The organism is Variovorax sp. IB41, from assembly GCF_016405905.1.
Lineage (GTDB): Bacteria > Pseudomonadota > Gammaproteobacteria > Burkholderiales > Burkholderiaceae_C > Variovorax.
On the sequence record NZ_JAEFCB010000005.1, the window covers coordinates 213,027 to 231,410 of the forward strand.

Annotated in this window: 14 protein-coding genes and 1 pseudogene; 4 read left to right on the forward strand and 11 right to left on the reverse strand. The window is 63.5% G+C overall.

Annotation, left to right across the window (positions count from 1 at the left end):
- Positions 1–225: 225 nt before the first annotated feature.
- The 3 genes from JC881_RS12765 to JC881_RS12775 are packed head-to-tail and all read right to left on the reverse strand — an operon-like array spanning position 226 to position 8,225.
- Complete coding sequence (locus JC881_RS12765; protein ID WP_198786075.1) at positions 226–5,745, reverse strand: alpha/beta fold hydrolase; 5,520 nt, start codon at positions 5,743–5,745, stop codon at positions 226–228.
- 36 nt (positions 5,746–5,781) lie between these two features.
- Positions 5,782–7,545 carry an ATP-binding response regulator gene (locus JC881_RS12770; protein ID WP_198786076.1) on the reverse strand — a complete coding sequence of 588 codons (1,764 nt, stop codon included), beginning with the start codon at positions 7,543–7,545 and terminating at the stop codon, positions 5,782–5,784.
- Positions 7,542–8,225: a response regulator gene (locus JC881_RS12775; protein WP_198786077.1), complete on the reverse strand. Its 684-nt coding sequence runs from the start codon at positions 8,223–8,225 to the stop codon at positions 7,542–7,544. Before JC881_RS12775 ends, JC881_RS12770 begins: the two co-directional genes overlap by 4 nt.
- Positions 8,226–8,492: 267 nt before the next feature.
- Between JC881_RS12775 and JC881_RS12780 the strand changes: the two genes are divergently transcribed.
- Positions 8,493–8,936 (forward strand): hypothetical protein, encoded by a 444-nt coding sequence (locus tag JC881_RS12780; protein WP_198786078.1) that lies wholly within the window; start codon positions 8,493–8,495, stop codon positions 8,934–8,936.
- A gap of 325 nt (positions 8,937–9,261) precedes the next feature.
- On the opposite strand, the gene JC881_RS12785 is transcribed toward JC881_RS12780, so the two are convergent.
- Positions 9,262–9,771, reverse strand: a complete 510-nt coding sequence (locus JC881_RS12785) for a DUF1993 domain-containing protein (protein ID WP_198786079.1) — start codon at positions 9,769–9,771, stop codon at positions 9,262–9,264.
- A 286-nt stretch (positions 9,772–10,057) separates the two neighbouring features.
- Between JC881_RS12785 and JC881_RS32415 the strand changes: the two are divergent.
- Positions 10,058–10,303, forward strand: a pseudogene (locus JC881_RS32415) (short-chain dehydrogenase/reductase); the annotation flags it as partial.
- A gap of 34 nt (positions 10,304–10,337) precedes the next feature.
- On the opposite strand, the gene JC881_RS12795 reads toward JC881_RS32415, so the two are convergent.
- Positions 10,338–10,724, reverse strand: coding sequence for a VOC family protein (locus JC881_RS12795; protein ID WP_198786080.1), 387 nt, complete (start codon positions 10,722–10,724; stop codon positions 10,338–10,340).
- A 153-nt stretch (positions 10,725–10,877) separates the two neighbouring features.
- The gene (locus tag JC881_RS12800) at positions 10,878–11,795 is read right to left on the reverse strand and encodes an alpha/beta hydrolase (protein ID WP_233101742.1); all 918 of its coding nucleotides are present in this window, start codon (positions 11,793–11,795) and stop codon (positions 10,878–10,880) included.
- A gap of 218 nt (positions 11,796–12,013) precedes the next feature.
- Between JC881_RS12800 and JC881_RS12805 the strand changes: the two genes are divergently transcribed.
- Positions 12,014–12,400: a nuclear transport factor 2 family protein gene (locus tag JC881_RS12805; RefSeq protein ID WP_198786082.1), complete on the forward strand. Its 387-nt coding sequence runs from the start codon at positions 12,014–12,016 to the stop codon at positions 12,398–12,400.
- Positions 12,401–12,472: 72 nt separating this feature from the next.
- On the opposite strand, the gene JC881_RS12810 is transcribed toward JC881_RS12805, so the two are convergent.
- On the reverse strand, positions 12,473–13,975 hold the full coding sequence (locus JC881_RS12810) for an HD domain-containing phosphohydrolase (RefSeq protein ID WP_198786083.1): 1,503 nt from the start codon (positions 13,973–13,975) through the stop codon (positions 12,473–12,475).
- Positions 13,976–14,175: 200 nt separating this feature from the next.
- On the opposite strand from JC881_RS12810, the gene JC881_RS12815 reads away from it, so the two are divergent.
- The gene (locus tag JC881_RS12815; protein ID WP_198786084.1) at positions 14,176–14,763 is read left to right on the forward strand and encodes a DUF308 domain-containing protein; all 588 of its coding nucleotides are present in this window, start codon (positions 14,176–14,178) and stop codon (positions 14,761–14,763) included.
- Positions 14,764–15,021: 258 nt separating this feature from the next.
- On the opposite strand, the gene JC881_RS12820 is transcribed toward JC881_RS12815, so the two are convergent.
- The 4 genes from JC881_RS12820 to JC881_RS12835 form a co-directional block, all read right to left on the reverse strand.
- Positions 15,022–15,609 carry a hypothetical protein gene (locus JC881_RS12820; RefSeq protein ID WP_198786085.1) on the reverse strand — a complete coding sequence of 196 codons (588 nt, stop codon included), beginning with the start codon at positions 15,607–15,609 and terminating at the stop codon, positions 15,022–15,024.
- Complete coding sequence (locus JC881_RS12825; RefSeq protein WP_198786086.1) at positions 15,609–16,004, reverse strand: hypothetical protein; 396 nt, start codon at positions 16,002–16,004, stop codon at positions 15,609–15,611. The genes JC881_RS12820 and JC881_RS12825 overlap by 1 nt, the downstream gene beginning before the upstream one ends.
- A gap of 194 nt (positions 16,005–16,198) precedes the next feature.
- A complete protein-coding gene (locus tag JC881_RS12830; RefSeq protein ID WP_198786087.1) occupies positions 16,199–17,305 on the reverse strand; it encodes a hypothetical protein in 1,107 nt (368 codons plus the stop codon).
- 407 nt (positions 17,306–17,712) lie between these two features.
- A complete protein-coding gene (locus JC881_RS12835) occupies positions 17,713–18,000 on the reverse strand; it encodes a DUF3295 domain-containing protein (protein WP_233101743.1) in 288 nt (95 codons plus the stop codon).
- Positions 18,001–18,384: the final 384 nt, after the last annotated feature.

The window sequence follows — 18,384 nt, forward strand, 5'->3', positions numbered from 1 at the left end:
ACGATCATTTCAGAGACGAGCCTCTGCACGACGGCGCGGTATTTGGCTGACTACGAATTGCCTGGGCCGTGATCTCGGACACGACTCGCCGGAGACGCTGGTCTTCAGAGGCGGCAATGGCGTTGACCCATCGCGTCAGTGTGCGCGTTGGTGGGGCTGGATTTTTCGCTCGCGCTGGATTGTGTTGATGAAGCGGCTGCAAGGTGAATCCTCTCGGGGAGTCAATCACGGGGCGAGAGAAGTGTCGACTTCCCAGGAAGCGTGCAGACCGTCGATGCCGAGTTGACGCTTGCAGACGGTGCGGCCTCCGGCAAGGTCCAGCGCTACTTCCAGCGTCCAGCCTTTGGACTCATCTTCTTCTTTCGCGATGCGGACGGTCGCGAAGCCATCTGTGGTGCCTTTGGCGATGGTGGTGACATGACCGTCGATCTGCCGCTGTCCCAATCGCAGGGTCACCGGGCCGTCGAGCCAAAAGTCCTCGGGCACGGCATTGGCGAAGGGCCAGGGCGCGTACAGACCCGACGAAACGATCGAGATCACCTCGACCGTGCCATGCGCTCCTTGCATCGACAAGCTGGAGACGCTCGACATGTGGCGATCGCCGGAAAGCAGGATGACCTGGCGCGTGGGCGCATCGCGCAGCAGCTCGAGCAGGTCGAACTGCGACCGCGGATATCCGTTCCAGTCGTCGAGCTCCACGCATTCGGCCGTGGCGCCGAACACGGCACGACGCTGGAGCGGCAGCATGGCCACCGAGGAGGCGATGAACAGGGGCTGGTCGCCTGGCACGTTGGCCAGCAGCGCCTTCAATTGCACGGCGTCGAATGCCTTGTTGATGAGTGCCTCGGCAACGGGCTTGGCCTTCGCACTGGCACGCAACGCCCGCGGCTGCCGAAGGCTGCGGGTGTCCAGCATGAGGAATGGAAAGCCGCCCGCGGCCAGACCGTAACTCAGTGACCCGTTCGCGAGGCCTTCGCCTTGCCATGTGTGCTGGTTGCTGCGGTATGCGTGAAGCGCTTCCCGCTCCAGGTCCGTCGTCGTCGGCCGAGGCTCCCAACCGTCCTCGACCTCGTGATCGTCCAGCATGGGATAGGTCGGGAGCCGGCGGGTCAGGGCGCGCCAGGCCTGAAGCCCGAAGCCTTGCACGTACGCACGGTTCACGTCATCCACGCCGGCCTGGTAGAGCCCGGCTCGCTCGTCGACATAGACCTGGTCGCCCACGAGCAGGAGCAGTTGCGGGCGGCGGTCCGGGGCTGCCGCATCGATGTGATCGACCAGGCGTTTGCACGACGCCTGCGCTGGGTCGCCGTCCAGCAGGCCCGGCGGATACTGGCAGCTGGCGATCGCGAAACTCAGCACCGTGGCCTGATCGAAAGGCAGCATGGCCGCGCCGATCCATGCCGGGTCGAGCCGGACCACGGCGGCGTCGATGTTCTTCGCGTCGAGGCTGCCTTGCACCGGATCCGGCCGCACGGTCAGGCGATCCCGGACCTTCCGCTCGATCTCGGGGTCGTCGGGTCCCATGGCGGGCAGGTCGAAGGGGCCGTCGACGATCTTCCACATCGCAACATCGATGCTTCGTTGGTCCGGCAAGTCGTTGTGCAGCGTCACCACGGCGAAGCCGTCGTAGTCAGCCAATCGGTCGGGCCGCAGCAGCACCTGCAGCGCTTCGGCGCGGAGTTTGTCGTTCGTCGTGCTCTCGCCCACCATCTTGTCGAAGCTGAAGTTCCAGTCGCTTGCGACCCGCTTGGCCGGCACGTAGAAGACGGCCAGCGAGTTCGCGCGCGCTGGCGACGGTGCGATGGCGATCCGGCAACGCAGCCGTGCGGCCGCACCGGCGCCCTTGCGGTCCGCGCGGCCCAGTACGGGTCCCCGCCATGGCCATTCGGCGCGGTACTCGGGCGGCTCGTCCTGCGTGACGGGCGCAGCGAGGTTCTTGAACTCGTCGAGGAAGCGGACGATGCCAGGGAAGATGTCGCGACCTGCGTTCTCGCCGATGAGGCAGTCCTGGTGCCCATACTCGGCCAGCACCATCAGCTGCTGGCGGCGGCTCGTGCTGAATCGCAGCAGATCGCCGGGCGTCGTCGGTGGTTGCTCGCGCCAGTCCTTCTTCTTGGAGAAGACTCCGCGCAGCAGGACGAAGCTGTCCCAGGCACCTTTCCAGTCGAAGACGGCGTTCTGCCTTCCATGAACGAGCAGCACCGGGAATGCGAACTGCCTGGCCAGGGACTCTTGCGTGACCACCGTGTTCATGCCCTCGGCGTCGGTGAGCAACTGCTCGCGGGCGAAGTGACTCACCTGCGCGAGTCCCTTGACCGTGACCCACCCGTAGATGTCGGCCAGCGATCGCAGCGTCTTGGGGCCGATGTTCTTCAGGCGCATCGTCTGGCCGAAGATGCCGTCGGCGCGGTGGCGCACGGCAGCGAATTCCGATGCATCGACGGTGGGGTTCGCGTGCGCGTCGCCATCGCCGTCGGGGTACGGAAAAGTCGTCAGCACGGCGTCGACCAGGAAGGTTGCGGGCGAGCGCTCCGCGGCCACATCGAACTGCTCGACGCCGATGAACTGCTGCAGGTAGCTGGCCAGGTAGCCGCGGAACCGGTTCATCGGGCTTGCGCGCAGCAGGGGCCCTACCTGCGACAGAACCACCGCCCCGATCGATTCGTGCAGCGTCCGGTTGCGCAGGCTCTCGACGCAGAACATGGCGGACCCGATGCAATGCGCCACGACATCGACACGGGCGTCTTTCGAATCCCGCCTGACTTGCGCGATGGCCGCTGGGATGTCCAGCTTCGCGACTTCCTCGAAGGGCCAGTACGTGCGCTGCTCCAGGCCGATGCTCGTGCGCAGGTCCAGCACCCACACATGCCGGCGCGCCTCCAGCAGCGTCTGCACCAGATTGCGAGGGATGCTCGGATGGGCGAAGGTCGAGCCGCTCGCGCCGTAGCCATGGATCAGGAGCACGGGCCTGAGGGCGGCATCGGGCGATTCCGGCATTTCGGGTGTGTAGTGCGCCAGCTGGCAGCGTGGCGGGGGTTCGCTGCCGCCCGGAGTCGGGGCCGGGGCCGGGGCTGGGGCTGGGGCTGGGTTGGGGGCGTCGTGCACGTCGCTCACGTCGGGGATGACCGCGCCGACCTTTCCGGGTTTGCGCCCGTCCGATTTGGGCTGGTCGGGCAGCGGGGGAGGGAGGAAGTTCACCAGATGGATCCGGAGGATCACGCGCAGCAGCCACAGGGCGAGCTCGGCGAGGTCGCCCAGGGCATTGGGTGCATCCTGTTGCTTGGAGATGGTGAGCAACGGCTTCATCTGCTCGACGAAGTAGTCGAGGTCTACATGCAGGCGTCCCAGGTGTGCCATGTGCCCCAGGGAGCCACGACCGTGAAGTTGAAGCTCGCCCTCGCTGAGCTGGCGCCATGGATTGCCGCGGTCGCCGGCGATGAGTTCCAGGCGCTTGGTCAACTCGAGCGTCTGGCCTGGTTGGAGCGGCGCCAGCGGTGATGCCGCGACGACCGTCCAGGTGTAACGGAGCAACCGGACTTCCCCGAAATGCGAAGCGAGCCGCCGTAGCAATGTGCGGGTGCAGATCGTTTCGTTCAGATCGAAATCGAGCGCGGCCTTGACCTTGTCTCGGACCAGATCCTTCACGCGCCGCACGCGCTGTCTCGGCAGCGATGCCTCGCGCGGGAGCAGCGACACGGTGCCTTCGCATCGCATCGTCGTGGACTTGCCGTCTGCTGTGGTGAGCCGAAGCTCGACCGAGGGCTGGACGAGGCGTCTTCGAAGGTGCCGCAGGTCTTGGATGTCTGCGGGCGCGAAGGCCACGTCTGCCTCCAATGCGAAGGGGGTCTTGTCGATCACGATGTCGCCGCACAGGCGCTCGACGATGGTCACGCTGGTCGGCTTGGGAGGGGACGCCTGCGACCTGTCCCGACGTGCAGGACGTGGCACAGGCTGCAGGACGGTGCTGCCGCGCAGGCGCAGCTTCCAGCTCTTGGCGAGGACCGGCAGGGCACGCTCCGCAAGCGCTGCGATCGTCAATGCGGGGTTGATGCCCAATGAGGTCGGCACGATCGAGCCGTCCAGCACGGCCAGGCCGTCCACGTAGGTCGATGCGCTGCCGGTCTCCGCATACACCCGGCCGTGTGAATCGACGACACCGTCGCCTCCGGGTTCGCTCATCGGGCAGCCTCCCAGCGGATGCACGGTGGTCGCCCCGAGTCTCAGATCGCCCAGTTCCCCGAGCTCTGGCAGCGGCTTCCACAGCGGGTTGGGCAGGACTCTGCCGCCCAGGCCTCCCAATCCCCGATGCGCCTCCCGCAAGGCAGCCATCTGCTGTTCGAACACGGCGGCCTGGGCGACGTTTCCCCAATCGATCCGCGTACGGCCGTCGGTGAGCAGATCGTCGTTCGCGGCCAGCGCGATCTTTCCTTGTGCACCGTCGTCGCCCATCATCCCGTACACCGAGGTGTGGTCCAGCGCATGGTCGTTCACCGCCATCGGGTCGATGCCGCCGGCATGTTCGTCGTGGGTCGTTCCATCGAATTCCGGCAGCGAATGGAGGGCGTCCATCGTCGTGACGACCTCCCCGAAAAGCCGCCGCAGCGGCGCCGGTATGCCGAATTCCTCGATGACGATTGGAAGGCCCGTCGTCGCCTTGCGCAGCAGGCCGGTGATGGTGGGGCCGACGTCGCGATCTTTCGGGGGCTCGCTTTCCATCGCGCTCGCGTGCGCGGGCCTGTTCTGGCGGTGCGCCACGGCGATGAGGTCGCCGTTGGTGGAAAAGCGTGTCCCCAGGCCGTCCGCGCGGATGGGCAGTCCCGCCGATTGCGAGCGCAGCAGGAATTCGGTGGACCCCAGGGCGCCCGCGGCAAGGATGACGTGGCGCGCGCGCACGGTGTAAGGCCGGTCGCGATCGGCGCGTGTCTTGGCCGTGTCGGTGAGGAAGAAGTCCACCGCGTAGCCGTTCGGCACGGTCATGAGCCGGTGTGCCGTGGCGCCGCAGAAGAGGCGGGCTCCGTTGGCCTGTGCGAGGGCCAGGTAGTTGGTGTCCAGGGACTTCTTCGCGCGGTGATTGCAGCCTGTCACGCAATCACCGCACCTCAGGCACGCATGCATGTCGACGCCCGCTGGCGTAGTGCCTCCTCCGAAGTCGATGGCCAGCCAGGCCTTGCGGCGCTCGTACGCCACCATCTGGTGCCCGGCGCGCAACAGCGAATCGAGCTTCGGCACGCTGCCGGGCATCTGCTCGGGTGCCAGCATCGTCTTCGCGGCGCGGTACCCGTTCTCGAGCGCGCCGACCCGAAAATCCTTGGGCCAGTGCGGGTCCATGAAGGCATCCGCCGAGGGCTCCTCCATGACGGCCGCGTTGATGAGCGAGCCGCCGCCGAGCCCGTTGCCGAGCACGACGTTGACGTTGCCCAGGCGCAGGTCGAAGAGGCCCGTGGGGCGGCCGCGGGCGGGGCTTCCGTCCTGTTTGGAGAAGCGCACGTGGCCGGGCATCTCGGCGAAGGTGCCCGGAAACTCTCCCGGAAGGTACTCGTTGCCGCGCTCCAGCACATAGACCCGGATCGCTTCGCCGCTGGCTTCGGAAGTGGCGCCTGCCAGTCGGGCGGCCGCGACCGCGCCACCGTAACCGCTGCCGATGATCAGCACGTCGCAGTGGAAGGCCGTGGGGTCCTGTTCGATGTCCTCGATCAGCACCTCGGCGCCGGAGGACAACCAACGGTCGTGGGCTTGTACGGTCATCGCAGGCTCCTTGCCGGCACATGCGCCGGCGGTTGTTCACTGTCTGGCGGAGATCGCCGCGGCGAGGGCGCCGCCCAGGGTGGGTGAGTCCACCGGTTTGCGCAGCAGCAGCAATCCTTGCCGGTCTGCGGCGGTGACCAGCGCCTCGTCGCGATCGGCACTGACCATCACCACGGCCAGGTCGGGTTGCGCATCGCGAAGGCGCGCGATGGCCGCAAATCCGTCGGCACCGTTGCCGAGGCGGAAATCGATCACGGCGGCATCGCATGGGCTGCTGTGAATCGCATCGGTGGCTTCATCGAGGGTGGATGCGGCGAACGCGCGGCATCCCATGGCGCCCAGGGCGTTGACGTAGGCGCCGCGCACCATCGCATCGTCGTCCAGCACCAGGACTCGTCGTCCCGCCAGGCTCCAGCGCAACTCGGGTACGTCGTCGAGGTCGTGTGTTGCGTCAGCCAGGGGCAGGGTGATCCGGAAGGTGCTGCCCACGCCCGGGGTCGAGTCCAGGTGGATCGGTACCTGCAGCAGTTCGGCCATGCGCCGCACGATGCCCAGGCCGAGGCCATGGCCTGCTGGCGCCGGTGTGCCCGCGCGCTGCAAACGAACCAGGTCCTCGAAGATCACGGCGTGGTGCTCGGTCGCGATGCCCAGGCCCGTGTCGCGGATGGCGATCTCTACATCGGCTGTGCGGGCTGAAGCGGTCAGGTCGACACGGCCGCCGCGCGGCGTGAACTTGATCGCGTTGTCGACCAGGTTGGCCAGGATGCGCCGCAGCAGGTCGGGGTCGGACACGACGGCGATGCCGTCGGGGCATTGCAGGGCGAGGCCCACGCCCTCGTCGTGTGCGCGGGCGTTGAAGCTCGCCGTTATCGCGGTGAGCAGCCGATCCAGTTGCACGCGGCGCGGCTGCGCGAGCACGACGCCGGCGTCCAGCTTGGAGACATCGAGCAGGGCGTCGAGCATGGAGCACAACTGCGCGAGGCTCGCGTCCAGCACGTCGGATACCTCGCGCGCCTCCTGGCCCATGGAGAGGCCGCGCAGGGCTCCTGCGTTGAGGGTAAGGGCTTGCAGGGGCTGCCTCAGGTCGTGACTTGCGGCCGCGAGGAATCTGCTCTTGTCGTGGTTGGCCTTGACCGCGGTGTCGCGTGCGATGGCCAGCTGTGCGCGTTCGTGCTCGAGGCTTTTGGCCAACTCCTCGTTCTCCTGGCGGATGAGGAAGGATTCCTCGAAGGTCTGCAGGTTGCGCCGGGCGAAGCGGATCTGCACGCCGAAGAACATCAGCACCAATGCCGCGACACCCAGGCCCAGCCAGGTGCCCGAGAGCAGCCACATGAATGCGGTGGGAACGAACAGAAAGCCCGCGTAGGCGAGGAATGCGCGCATCACGGTCGAACTGGTCGACACGGCGCCCGCGCCCCATGACACCAGGATCATGGTGAGGACTGCATCGAGCAGGGGTTCCAGCCATCCCATGAACAGCGCCGCGGAGCCGTTGCAGGCACCGATGAGGAGGTTCCAGCGCACGACTGCCGTGAGCCGGCGGCGAATGGGGCGCTTGCGATCGGCGACCAGTCGTGCGAGGGCTTTGGCGCGCACTTCGCGGCTGACGATGACGGCCGTCACCCACGCGAGCGCGGCGATCGGATGCACGGAGTTCCAGACGATGGCAACGACGATGGTGGCCGTGAGGACGATCTGCCAGCGCAGGCCCAGGGCCTGCTCCGCCACCACCTGCAGCCGCCTCTCGTCGAGCTCCAGTGCAGCGGAGGCCGACACGGACGGGGCCGCAGCGGCGTTCATGGGTTGTCCAGTGCGGCGGCGGCCTGGGCATCGAACACGCGGCACAGCGCATCGGTGCGGTTGCGCGCACCCAGGGCGCGGTAGACCATGGACAGGTGCACTTTCACGGTGCCCTCGGCGATCTGCAGCTGGCGTGCGATCAGCTTGACCGGGGTGCCGCGGATGGCCAGTGCGAGGACCTGGCGCTGGCGGGGCGACAGCTCGACGCGAAGGAAGCGGGCGAGATCCTCGCGGGGGAGCTCATCGGCTTGCCGGGCGCGTGTGACGTCGTCCGAAAGGACGAACTCCGCGGGCAGGTAGATGCGGTGACGCAGCACTACGCGCAGGGCCGCTTCCATGTCTTGGAGCCGGTAGGACTTCGGGATGAAGCCGGCGGCGCCGGCTTCGATGATTTCTCGCACCCGCGCCGGTGTCGTCTCCGCCGACTGCATGCACACGGGGGTGCCTTCGAAGTGGGTTCTGACCGCCCGCAGTGCCTCCAGGCCGGACACCGTGGGGAGGTGGTAGTCCAGGAGGATCAGGTCGAAATCCGCTGCATCGAACCGGCAGGCTGTCTCGACGTCGCGCACGGCCTGAAAGGCGAAGGGCTCGTCGGGTGCGAGATCGGCAGCGACCTGCTCCAGCAGCCGGCTGGTGCCGTTCCACACGATCTCATGGTCATCCACCAGCAGTATTCGCATGACTCACTCCTGCGACAGCGGGGATGCAGGCTAGCCCAAGGACTTCTGAAAAGCGAGAACTTCCGACTAAACCTTCGGCCTAGGCCGGGCGGTGCAGCCTGGTCGATGGAGGGGCCTAGGTCGTTTCCAGGCCCAGCGTGCAATGGCGGGTTGGCGCTGCGCTTGAGACAGTTCTTCCCATGCCGAGACGATCGGTTGACAGCAGTGAGGACGTCGGCGCCCACCGCATCTGCTGTCTTCACCATGGGGTGCCGCCAGGAGTGAATCATGAATGCAACTCGGATCTGCCAGGGCCTCTGCGCAACCACCTTCGCGCTGTTGAGCCTCTCTGCTGCGAGCCAGTCCAACCCCGGAAATGCATCGGCCGACTACGGCGTGATGCTCGGCGAGGACAGCGGCTCGTTCTATCTGTCTCGCCAGGCGCCGACGGCGGCGGTGGCTGTCGCCGATGTGCGCGGCGAAACGCTGCGCGCTGCGCTCACGGGCGAACTGCAGGCCTTCGTGTCGGAAGACAGCGGCTCGCAGTGGATGGCCCGCAATGCGCAGCCCGGTGTGCTCACGCGCGCCCAGGTGCTGTCGGAGCTCCAGCAGGAGGGACGTGGGTTCGGCGTCGGCTGGGCCTTCGCGGAAGACAGCGGCTCGTTCAGGCTGTCTGCTGCGCGTCAGCCGTCGGTGGGGGTCTTCCAGCAGACGGCCCAGACTGACGATTGAGCGGTGCTGGTTGGCCTGCTGTTGGGTGCTTGTTGGTGTGGAGTCATGCGGCTGATGAGCGGCGGTGGGTGAGGGGGCTCTTTCGCGTGAGAGGGGTGGGTTGTGTGATCGCATCCCCCCCTCGACGCGCTGTTGGTTGCAGGCTCCGATGCTTTGCGTCGCTGGCGTGGCCAGCCGCTGTTTCGTGCTGCGCACCGAGCCCGCGCAGTTGCTTGTCCCGACCCGCTCGGGCTTTCGTCGCTGACGCCTTCGCACCTTGGGGTGCTGCGCCCTTCGGTTTTCGGTCGGCAGCGGCCAGAGCCGCTGAACGCCTGTCTGCCTCGGGTCAGTAGGCACCCATATAGTCGCGCTTACCGATCTCGATACCGTTGTGCCGCAAGATGGCATAAGTGGTGGTCGCGTGGAAGAAAAACTGCGGCAGTCCATAGTGCAGAAGGTATGCGCTTGCGGTCAGCTTCTTTTCCTTGGGGGTGCCGGGGCGCAATACGATCTCGCGGCTCTCGCTTGAATCGAATTGCTCAGGCTTGAAGGAGCCGATATGGGCCAAGGCTTTGGCGATCAGCGCTTGCAGGTCGGCGAAGCTCGCCTCGGTGTCGGGCCAGGACGGCACCTCGGCACCAGCCAGGCGGGAGGCAATGCCCTTGGAGAAGTCTGCGGCGATCTGTACCTGACGCACCAGCGGAAACATGTCGGGGAACAGCCGCGCCTGCAGCAGCGCATTGGGATCGATATTTTTCTGCGTCGCGTGGTCTTCGGCCTTCTTGAGCACATCGGACAGGGCGCGCAGCATCTGCTGCAGGACGGGAACGGAGGCGTTGTACAACGGGCTGGTCATGGTGAGTTCACTTCTAAGATTGGGCGCGATGGCCGGAGTTGGCGTGGCAGAGGCCCTGCCGACCATGCAAGGCTAACAGCACAGGGCGAACTGAATCGCGCCGGCTTTTGTGGCCAGCTTTCTTCCCGCTGGTAGCCGCAGCAGCCGCGTTGAAAGGCAGCTCACTGGCAATAAGCGGACGTCAATTGCAGCCGCACGACAGACCGCGATCGCTGCAAAGCAGACTCTCCGTGGGACCGAACAAACGTCGGCTTCGGGGCCGTTGCGGTCCCTCGACCTCACCAAGCGCCGCCCCTCAAACGCCCGCAACCACCTGCACGCATCTCACCGGCTCCACGGCTTCGACCACCCGGCCTATGCGGACCTCGTGAAGCAAACGATGGCAAGGCTGGGCGGCACCACGGGCCCGAAGACCCGCCCGCTGGATGTGGCCGAGGCCGTGTGGCGCGCGGCGACCGATCCGTCGTGCCCGATGCAGATTGCGGCCGGTGCGGATGCACAGGCGTGGGCGGCGGAGGCCGCGGCGAAGTAACCGTGAGGCCGTGTGGCGCAGCGCAGCGCGTTCGCTACGCCTCCGCTAAATCCTCGTGAATGCAGAGGTAGTTCCCCTCCGTGTCCTTGAACCACGCCGCCTTCTCCGACCCCAGCACGCACACGTGGTCGACGGTCTTGAGCCCGGGGAAGTCGTAGTCCTCGAACACCACGCCCGCGCGCTTGAGGTTCGCGACGCTCGCCGCGATGTCGTCGACCCGGAAGCTGATCGCCGTGTGATCGGCCTTGGTGCCTTCGGGTTTGGGAAAGAGCGACAGCGTGCTGCCGCCCACTGCGTAGACGAACTTGCCGTCGGGCTTCAAGCCCCCGGGCTTCAGGCCGAGGCACCCTTCGTAGAAGGCGCGGGCGCGGTCCATGTCCTTGACGGGGAGCATGGTCGTGACGGACGAGTCGGACAACATGGGAGGTCCTTTCGCACAAGTCGGCGCGCAGCGGTGGCCGCTTGGCGTGCATCACCTTGGCTGGCCGGCCGGCAACCAGCTTACGCCGACGCCTCGCGCGATGCCATCCCCTCCGCCCGGGCGCGATGCCACTCGCTTGCGCCCCGGCGGCGGCTACGGAAAGAGCTTGGCCGCCACGTCGGCGAACGACGCCACATCGGTGCCGGAGTGCGTCTGGATGTACGTGGTCTCGGTCATCACGAACTGCGGATAGCCGCGCGACCGCAACCGCTTGTACATGTCGTTCACGTTGCCGAAATTGCAGTCCCTCGGGCTGTCGCAGCGCGTGAGCACCAGCGTCGCGGGCAGGGGCTTGTTGCGGCCCCAGGCATCGAACATCCGCTGCTCCAGCGCGTTGTTCTCTGCCTCCTGCGAATCGAACGAGGCCTCGAACGCGAGGAAGTGCGAGAACGTGAGCGTGCCGCTCGCCGCCTCCATGAAGAGCGCGAGGCCCGTCATGCTCCCGCTCCACGACAGGCCCGTGAGCAAGCGCTTGTGCGCATCGGCGCGGTACCTCGCCTCGATGAACGGCACCAGCTCCTGCACGAGGAAGTCGTGGTACGCGCGGGCGCCGGGCAAGAGGTAGTCCTGCTCACGGCGCGCGGTGCCGCCGATGCCCACGAGGATGGCCTGCGCATGCCGCTTCTCCAGGATGCGCTCGAAGTTCTCGAAGCGCGTGCCCGGCGCGTTGAAGACCGCATCGCCATCCATCGCATAGATGACCGGGTACGCGGCCACCGAGCCGCCGTCGTACGAGGCCGGCAGGTAGATCTCGAGCGGATACGTGGCACCCGTCCTGGCCGAGGTGATGCTGCTCGCGACGACGCGGCTCGTTGCCTTGGGTGCGGCCGCCGATGGCGCGGGATCGGCGGGTGCCACAGGAACGACAGACATGGCGGGCACCACAGGCACGAGCGCCGCCAGGCTGCCGCTGTCCGGCCCCGCGCCGCCGCCTTCGAACGCGGCCGCCGCCAGCAGCACCACCCACCCCGCGGTGGAGAGGAACCGGCACACCAATCGTCCATTCGGCATTGCAGCTTTCAGGTTGTGAGGGTCGCGCAGGCCCCTTCGGAAAAAGGGTGCCATGCGATCCCTGAACGGTCCGTGAAAGCGCGGTAGTTGGCAAGTGAAATATTCGTTTCAATGCGTCCCGCGGGCCGCGCGCATAGACTGCGGAGCCGGCCGGCGCCGGTCTTTCACCTCACGCGTTGCGTGAGTGCCGCACGCACCGAACCCCATGGAGATCGACCATGCAAACGCAGCAGCACATCCGCTCGGCACTCGATCGCCACTGGCTCGCCTCCGCCGCGGGCGACCAGGCGGCCGAGCACGAGATTTATCACGACGATGCCGTGTGCACCTACCCGCAGTCGGGCGAGGTCATCCATGGCCGCCGCAACCTGCAGGCGCTTCGCAGCCACCACCCCGGCAAGCCCTCGGGCTTCGCGGTGCGGCGCATCACGGGGGAGGGCAGCGTGTGGGTCACCGAGTACCAGATCGACTACGCGGGCAAGAGCGCCTTCACCGTGAGCATCATGGAGTTTCGCGACGGCAAGGTGGCGCGCGAGACGCAGTACTTCGCCGATCCGTTCGATGCGCCCGCATGGCGCGCGCAGTGGGTCGGGCCAGCGGAGTGATCGAGCGGGCGGCCCGCCACATCGCGGCCCGCCACATGCCGGCCCGCCACATCCCGGCCCACAACTTCGCGGCTAGATCAACCCGCGCGTCGCCGCCTTCAACGTCGCGGCCGCGCGCGTCGAACATTCGAGCTTGATGAAAACGCGCTCCACATGCGTTCGCACCGTGCGCGGGCTGATGCCCAGCGCGCGCGCGACTTCCTTGGTGTTCTCGCCCCTGCTGATGCAGCGCAGAACCTCCAGCTCGCGCTCCGACAACGAAGGCTCGCCGCCCTTCGGCGCCACAGGCTTCGCGGGCGCATGCGACATCGCGATGGCCAGCAGCGCATCGACAACATGCGCATCGAAGCGGCCCGCCTCCGCGTCTTGCTTCATGCAGTCGAGCGCCTCTGCTTCAGTGAACTCGGCCCGCCACGGACGCCGCGTGCGAAGAGACACCCACCGCTCGGCCGCCGCGACGAATTGCCCTTCCACCGGCATCGCCGTGCCCGACCGCCCGCGGAAATAACCCGAGCCATCGCGCCGCTCGAACGCGAAGGAGGCAATCTCCGCTTCGTGCGCGAGCCCGTCGATTTGCCCTGCCGCGCGCGAGGTCCAGTACGGCACGAGCCGCAGCCGTTCGAGCGACGAAGCCGGCAGCGGCTCGGGCGCGTTCCAGATCGCGTTGGGCACCGACGCGCGCCCGATGCCGTGGATCAGCCCGGCCTTGTACGTGCGGTGGCACAGCGCCGCATCGAGGCCCGCGCGCGCGCTGCCATCGCGCGCCAGCTGGGCCACGCGGCGGGAGTAGCCCGTCATCCACGGCAGCTTCAGATCGATGACGTCGCCCACGAGCTCCAGCCCGACGCGGCGAAGCATCGAGGCGGGATGGTCGGCCGCGTCTGTCATGTGGGTCCACGGCGGCGTGGGGGAATCCAGCGTCGCGAGCCACGTTGAAATCAGCGGCGCGCAGGCATCGACCAGCGCGCCCGGGTACACGCTGTCTGCGCGACCGCGCGCCAGCGTGAGCGCTTTGTCCAGGCCGTAGAGGCGGCTGAAGATTTCGATGTCGCTCGCCAGCGCCACGACGTAGGTCGCGAGCGGCACGGCATCGCCCTGCAAAAGACCGGGCACGCCGCCGCCGTCGTAGGTCTCGAAGATGGCGCGCAGCGCCGCTTCGGTGTCGGGGCCGAGGCTCAGCGTGTTCGCGATGTCGCCGGCGATCTCGCAATGGATGTTGGCCATGGCGAGCATCGCGCCCGGGATGGCCGCGCTGCGCGGTTGCTGCTGCTGCTGTAGTTGCTGCTGCGGTGCGCGCGGCTTCTGCGATGCGAGCAGCGCTTGCCGGCCCTGCACATCGTCGTCCAGAAAGTCCGCGAACTCCTGCGCGTTGGCCGTGCAGCCCGACCAGCGCAGCAGCGCGACGTGCCGGGCGGCCTCGACCTGCGCGGGGGCGCAGCGCGCCTCGGTCGCGATCATTCCCGCGAGCCACGCGGTGCGCAGCGAATGGTCGGTCGGCTGGCCCATGCTCAGGTCGCCGATGAAGGCGAGCGCGCGGATGGCGTCGAAAACGGCGATGGTCGAGTCGTCGGACATGAGGGGCGGAAGGGAGGAGAGGGTGGAAGCAAAAGCCAGCATCGCACAGTCTTTCGGGCCTTGTCGGTCATTCGACCGATACCGCGGCCGGGGCGGCTTCAACAGAATGGCCTGCACCCGCCTCGCTTGAGGGGCGACGAGCTTTCTTCCTCTTTTCTCTTCTTCCTCTTTTCAACCTCGCGGCCTCCGCCGCCATTGCCATGTCCAACACCAACCCCTCTGCACTTCAGCGAGCCGCGTGGCTTCGCAAGCTCTACTTCGTTCGCGCCGCGTTTTCCTTCGCGTGGGTCGCGCTCGCCTTCACCGTCGCCAAGGGCTCGCCCGTCGTGGCGACCGCGCTGCTCGTCGTCTACCCCGCGTGGGACGCGCTGGCGAACCTGTGGGACGCCCGGATGACCGGCGGCGCCAAGGCCAACCCCACGCAGGTGGCGAACGCGTGGATGAGCGCGCTGGTCACCGTGGCCGTTGCGGTTTCGCTCGGGCTCCATCTGCAGATCATCCTGGCGATCTTCGGGGTGTGGGCGATCGTGGCGGGGCTGCTGCAACTGGCGACTGCCATTCGCCGGCGCAAGGGCGACAAGGGGCAGTGGGTGATGATGCTGAGCGGGGCGCAGTCTGCGCTGGCCGGCGGGTTCTTTGTGGCGCAGCAGGGGAGTGCGGCGCCTGTGGTGCAGACGTTTGGGGGGTATGCGGCGGTGGGGGCCGTTTACTTTTTAATTTCTGGCGCTGTGATTTGGATTCAGCGGGCCAAAGGTCGGAACGACAGATTGGCTCCCCGGGAGGTTTGACATGCGCCGATACAGAGCGTGAAACGTCTCTTCTCTACGGGCAAGCGCTCGCTTGCAGGCGGGAGGTGCGCAGGTGCGCCGACTTTGACGAATGACGGGGCGGCATAACCCTCGGACAAGTGCTACTTCAAATTTTTATACCCAAGCGATTGGGAAAGCAGAGTTGATGTGCAAATTATCGCGCGAATGCTTTAGCCAAATGACAAAGCAAGCCAATATCGCTTGCGTTTAAAGTACGGATTTTAATCTTTGTGCCAACTACCCATTTTTTGCTTCAGACGGCGAAATTTCCGGTCCGTGCGTATCTTTTTCATTAACGGAGCTCTGAGCGACCCCTTCTTTAATCTGTGACATTCGGAGAGCGTCTAAAACTTCGTTTGTCTGGTTTTGTGTCTCGCCGTTAATTCGCATGACCGCCTCAATCGCAATTGCTTCTGAGCCCTCAATAATTTGAGATTTGGCATCGAGCATGCCGCTCGCCGGTGGCAAAGGCTGCCGATGAAGTAATTCAACCAGTCGAACTAGGCCGGCAACACTTTCTGATGATCGCAACGTCCGGGTGTCGGTTGAAATCAAAGTCCCGTCTGATGTGGTGACTGCCGTCGGATGTGCTTGATCCAAATCAGCGTCAGATTGGGATTTTAACCATCCGTATAAGGACGCGCCTAGTGCTGCGAAAGCAAACAATAATAAAGCCAAACCTGCCATATTACCCGTGGCTAGCAGAATGGTCGTGCAAATAAGAGAAATGGCAGCGACGCCAATAAGAGCCACAAGTACAACTTGGCTGCGAATTGGTTTTACTCCAACATGCGCCTTGAAATCTGCGGAGGCGTTTGCGTCCATTATTCGCCTCGATCTTCCAGGGAGATACCACCTGAGCTATGTTGCGTTGCAATAAATGGCTGAGGAAAATGGAGATGAGCCCATTCGTACTTACTCAGAAAAAGCTGCAGGACTTTTGATAGGCCGCCCGCATATCGAATCGAAGTGGTCTTATCGATAACGCAATTTGTCATTTCAAAATTTGTCGATGCCATAATTAGCACGCAATTATCGAATCGACAGCCAGAAAATCTGTAACCGTCTAAGTGGATGGTCTTTCCATTAAAGTACAAGCCCGTTGCTTCAGGGCGGGCAAGTGCATTCAATAAACCGAAATTAGTTGGAATATTTTCGCGATTATTTCTGGTGCTCGCTTGAAGAAATTTCGCCAGATTGTTTGCGTTTTCGTTCGTCAATTTTTCCTCACTCTGTTTCACGTGGCGCCGATTCTGCCTCCTGCGGCGCATAGCACCTAGCATTATTTGGTCGTGCCACATACGCCGTATGAACGCGAAGTGATCGGGATCTGTTGAACCAAACATTTACGTTCATTCTTCTGCGTAGTCGTGCGTCCACAGCAGCACGTCGTCGTCACTGAACCGGATTCAGATTATTTGCTAGGGGCTAGATTTTTTACAAGATTCATTAACTGCTCCGCACCCTCAAAGGTTGGCGGTATTTTTTCATCTGAACCGACAATGCTGGAAAAAATAATGGCATCAAACTTATTCAGAAGTTCGTTGTTGGTTTTTCTCGCTTCTATGGCAAATTTTGTATAGCTTTCTACAAACTGACACAGCGTGAGTCGCAACTCAAGTTGAAGTATTTGGGAGCGAGTTGAATCCGAATTGCGCATGACAATTCTAAAGAAATAAAGAAATATCAAAACTAAAGAAATTGCTGGAATAGTCGTTGCAGCCAGCATCGGCCATTGTGAAATTATATTAATATTATTTGATGTAATGTGATGAAATTCAAATCCAATTGGGGCAAGGACTAATATCCCAAAAAAAGCTATTAGACCCCTGAGTATCTTTAGCTGGGAGTTTTTCTTCTTCAGTAAGCTTTTAAAACCGTCGGCTAGCCCTACAAAGTTTAGCTCCTGTTCATGGCGAGATAGATTTTTTTGAAGCACATCGACTTTTTGAGTGCTGTTTGTCAGGATTTTTTCCCAGTCCGTAAATTTGCTCTCAATTTCTGCAGAGTATTGCCGCAGGTTCCTGAAATTTTTTAGATCTGGGTCATTTAGTACAAATTTGGCAACTAAAAGGCTAATGCGTTCTTCCAGTTTTTTAATTTGATTTGCGTATTGCGGCAGAAAATTTTCAACCGTCGCCTTCATAAACTCATTAAATGAGCTAAGCTCTGAGGGAAGTTCATCGGCTGGTGAATAAGTGAGATCAAATTCCAGTGATAGTCGGTATAAATGAATAGCAAGCCGTTCTAGCCAATCTCCGAATTCATTTCCACTTCTAGGTTTCAAGGCGCCAAGAAACGCTTCTTTGCCGTTTTGGATTGAGTATTGGCATGCGTCATCGAATGCGGCTGCATTGGCTTCACCTGTGAGGATGCGTAAGAAAATTGAAACCTGGTTGGCCAGCCCTTGAAAAAAGTCATTGCCCGAGATTTGCTTTTCAATCGCCTCCACTTCTGTCAGTGCCCGGTTGATAGCTAAGCGAGTATCTGGATTCACGAAGAAATCTTGTTTTGTTGTCATGGTTGATCTGTTTGGGTTGGGCCTAATTGACGGGAAAGCAAAAGGGATTTAGGGCTGAGGCGTTGTGTTGTTTCGCCTTGAATCATCGATCTTTTTTCAACGGTCCTATTGTCTGCTCACGCGGGCGGGGCGTTGACCTCGAATTCTTGAAAGTAACGTGACCTAGATTGAACGACCGACAGTGCTAATTGGCTAGCGGATGCGCGGGTTGGCTCAAGCCGAATGGCCGCGTGCTCGGGGAACTCAGCGCTTTCGGGTGCTTTCGGCGCGACATCGCAAAGCGCATTCGCAAGGCGCACAGGACGTGCGTGCGAGGATTTCTAGTTCGAGAGGCGCCGAGCGCATTTAACAGTGCGTCGCATGCGCTGGCGCTTGCGCATTTCGTTGTCAGCCCGCGTTTACTGAAATCAGTTTGGCCCGGCCCGCTCGCGCTCAGCCCGCTGATGCAACTCCCCCGCCTCATCCACCAGATCCGCAATCAGCCAGATCACGTTATCCAGATGCTTCGGCCCCACGTCGCCGAACCAGTCGATGCTGTCGCCGTAGCAGCACGCCAGCAGCGATTTCAGCTGCGTCAGCCTGTTCTCAAGAAGATCCGCCGCGCTGGGCCCGTCCGGGGGAGTGGTCGAGTTGCCGTGGGATGCGGGCGTGGAACGCCCGGCGATAATTTGCTTAGCCATTTTGATGTGTGCCATTTAAAAGATTGCACGTCAGGTGGTTAGACGGTCGGGGTGTGTCAGCACCCCGGCCGTCGCCTTTTGTGCCCCGCGTTTTTTCATCGAATGCATATCGCACCGATGGCCCGCCGCGAGGCGAAGCGGTTCATCCGACAAAGCGTGTTGTGTGTGATGCCTTCCTTGCCCACGGTGTGGGTCGTTGAGTGACGAGGCATCCACTTTAGAGAGAGCCGGCGCGTGCGGGGAAACTGAATGCGCTAGTAATTCTCGGAACGCGCAGGTTTCGCTTCATCGCTGCAAATTGCTAATGTTTGCGAGGCGAGGGCGCACAGATTTCCGCGTCATTGCGCGCTGGCAGAATCACCCGGTTTTTTCGCCGCGCAGGTTCAGCCCCGAGCAGCG

Excerpts from the sequence above, each read along its gene's own strand:
- JC881_RS12815 (WP_198786084.1), top strand. The coding sequence starts at position 14,176 with ATGTCCAACACCAACCCCTCTGCACTTCAGCGAGCCGCGTGGCTTCGC.
- JC881_RS12795 (WP_198786080.1), bottom strand. The coding sequence starts at position 10,724 with ATGTTGTCCGACTCGTCCGTCACGACCATGCTCCCCGTCAAGGACATG.
- JC881_RS12820 (WP_198786085.1), bottom strand. The coding sequence starts at position 15,609 with ATGGACGCAAACGCCTCCGCAGATTTCAAGGCGCATGTTGGAGTAAAA.
- JC881_RS12805 (WP_198786082.1), top strand. The coding sequence starts at position 12,014 with ATGCAAACGCAGCAGCACATCCGCTCGGCACTCGATCGCCACTGGCTC.
- JC881_RS12800 (WP_233101742.1), bottom strand. The coding sequence starts at position 11,795 with ATGCCGAATGGACGATTGGTGTGCCGGTTCCTCTCCACCGCGGGGTGG.
- JC881_RS12785 (WP_198786079.1), bottom strand. The coding sequence starts at position 9,771 with ATGACCAGCCCGTTGTACAACGCCTCCGTTCCCGTCCTGCAGCAGATG.
- JC881_RS12775 (WP_198786077.1), bottom strand. The coding sequence starts at position 8,225 with ATGCGAATACTGCTGGTGGATGACCATGAGATCGTGTGGAACGGCACC.
- JC881_RS12835 (WP_233101743.1), bottom strand. The coding sequence starts at position 18,000 with ATGGCACACATCAAAATGGCTAAGCAAATTATCGCCGGGCGTTCCACG.
- JC881_RS12810 (WP_198786083.1), bottom strand. The coding sequence starts at position 13,975 with ATGTCCGACGACTCGACCATCGCCGTTTTCGACGCCATCCGCGCGCTC.
- JC881_RS12765 (WP_198786075.1), bottom strand. The coding sequence starts at position 5,745 with ATGACCGTACAAGCCCACGACCGTTGGTTGTCCTCCGGCGCCGAGGTG.
- JC881_RS12830 (WP_198786087.1), bottom strand. The coding sequence starts at position 17,305 with ATGACAACAAAACAAGATTTCTTCGTGAATCCAGATACTCGCTTAGCT.
- JC881_RS12780 (WP_198786078.1), top strand. The coding sequence starts at position 8,493 with ATGAATGCAACTCGGATCTGCCAGGGCCTCTGCGCAACCACCTTCGCG.
- JC881_RS12770 (WP_198786076.1), bottom strand. The coding sequence starts at position 7,545 with ATGAACGCCGCTGCGGCCCCGTCCGTGTCGGCCTCCGCTGCACTGGAG.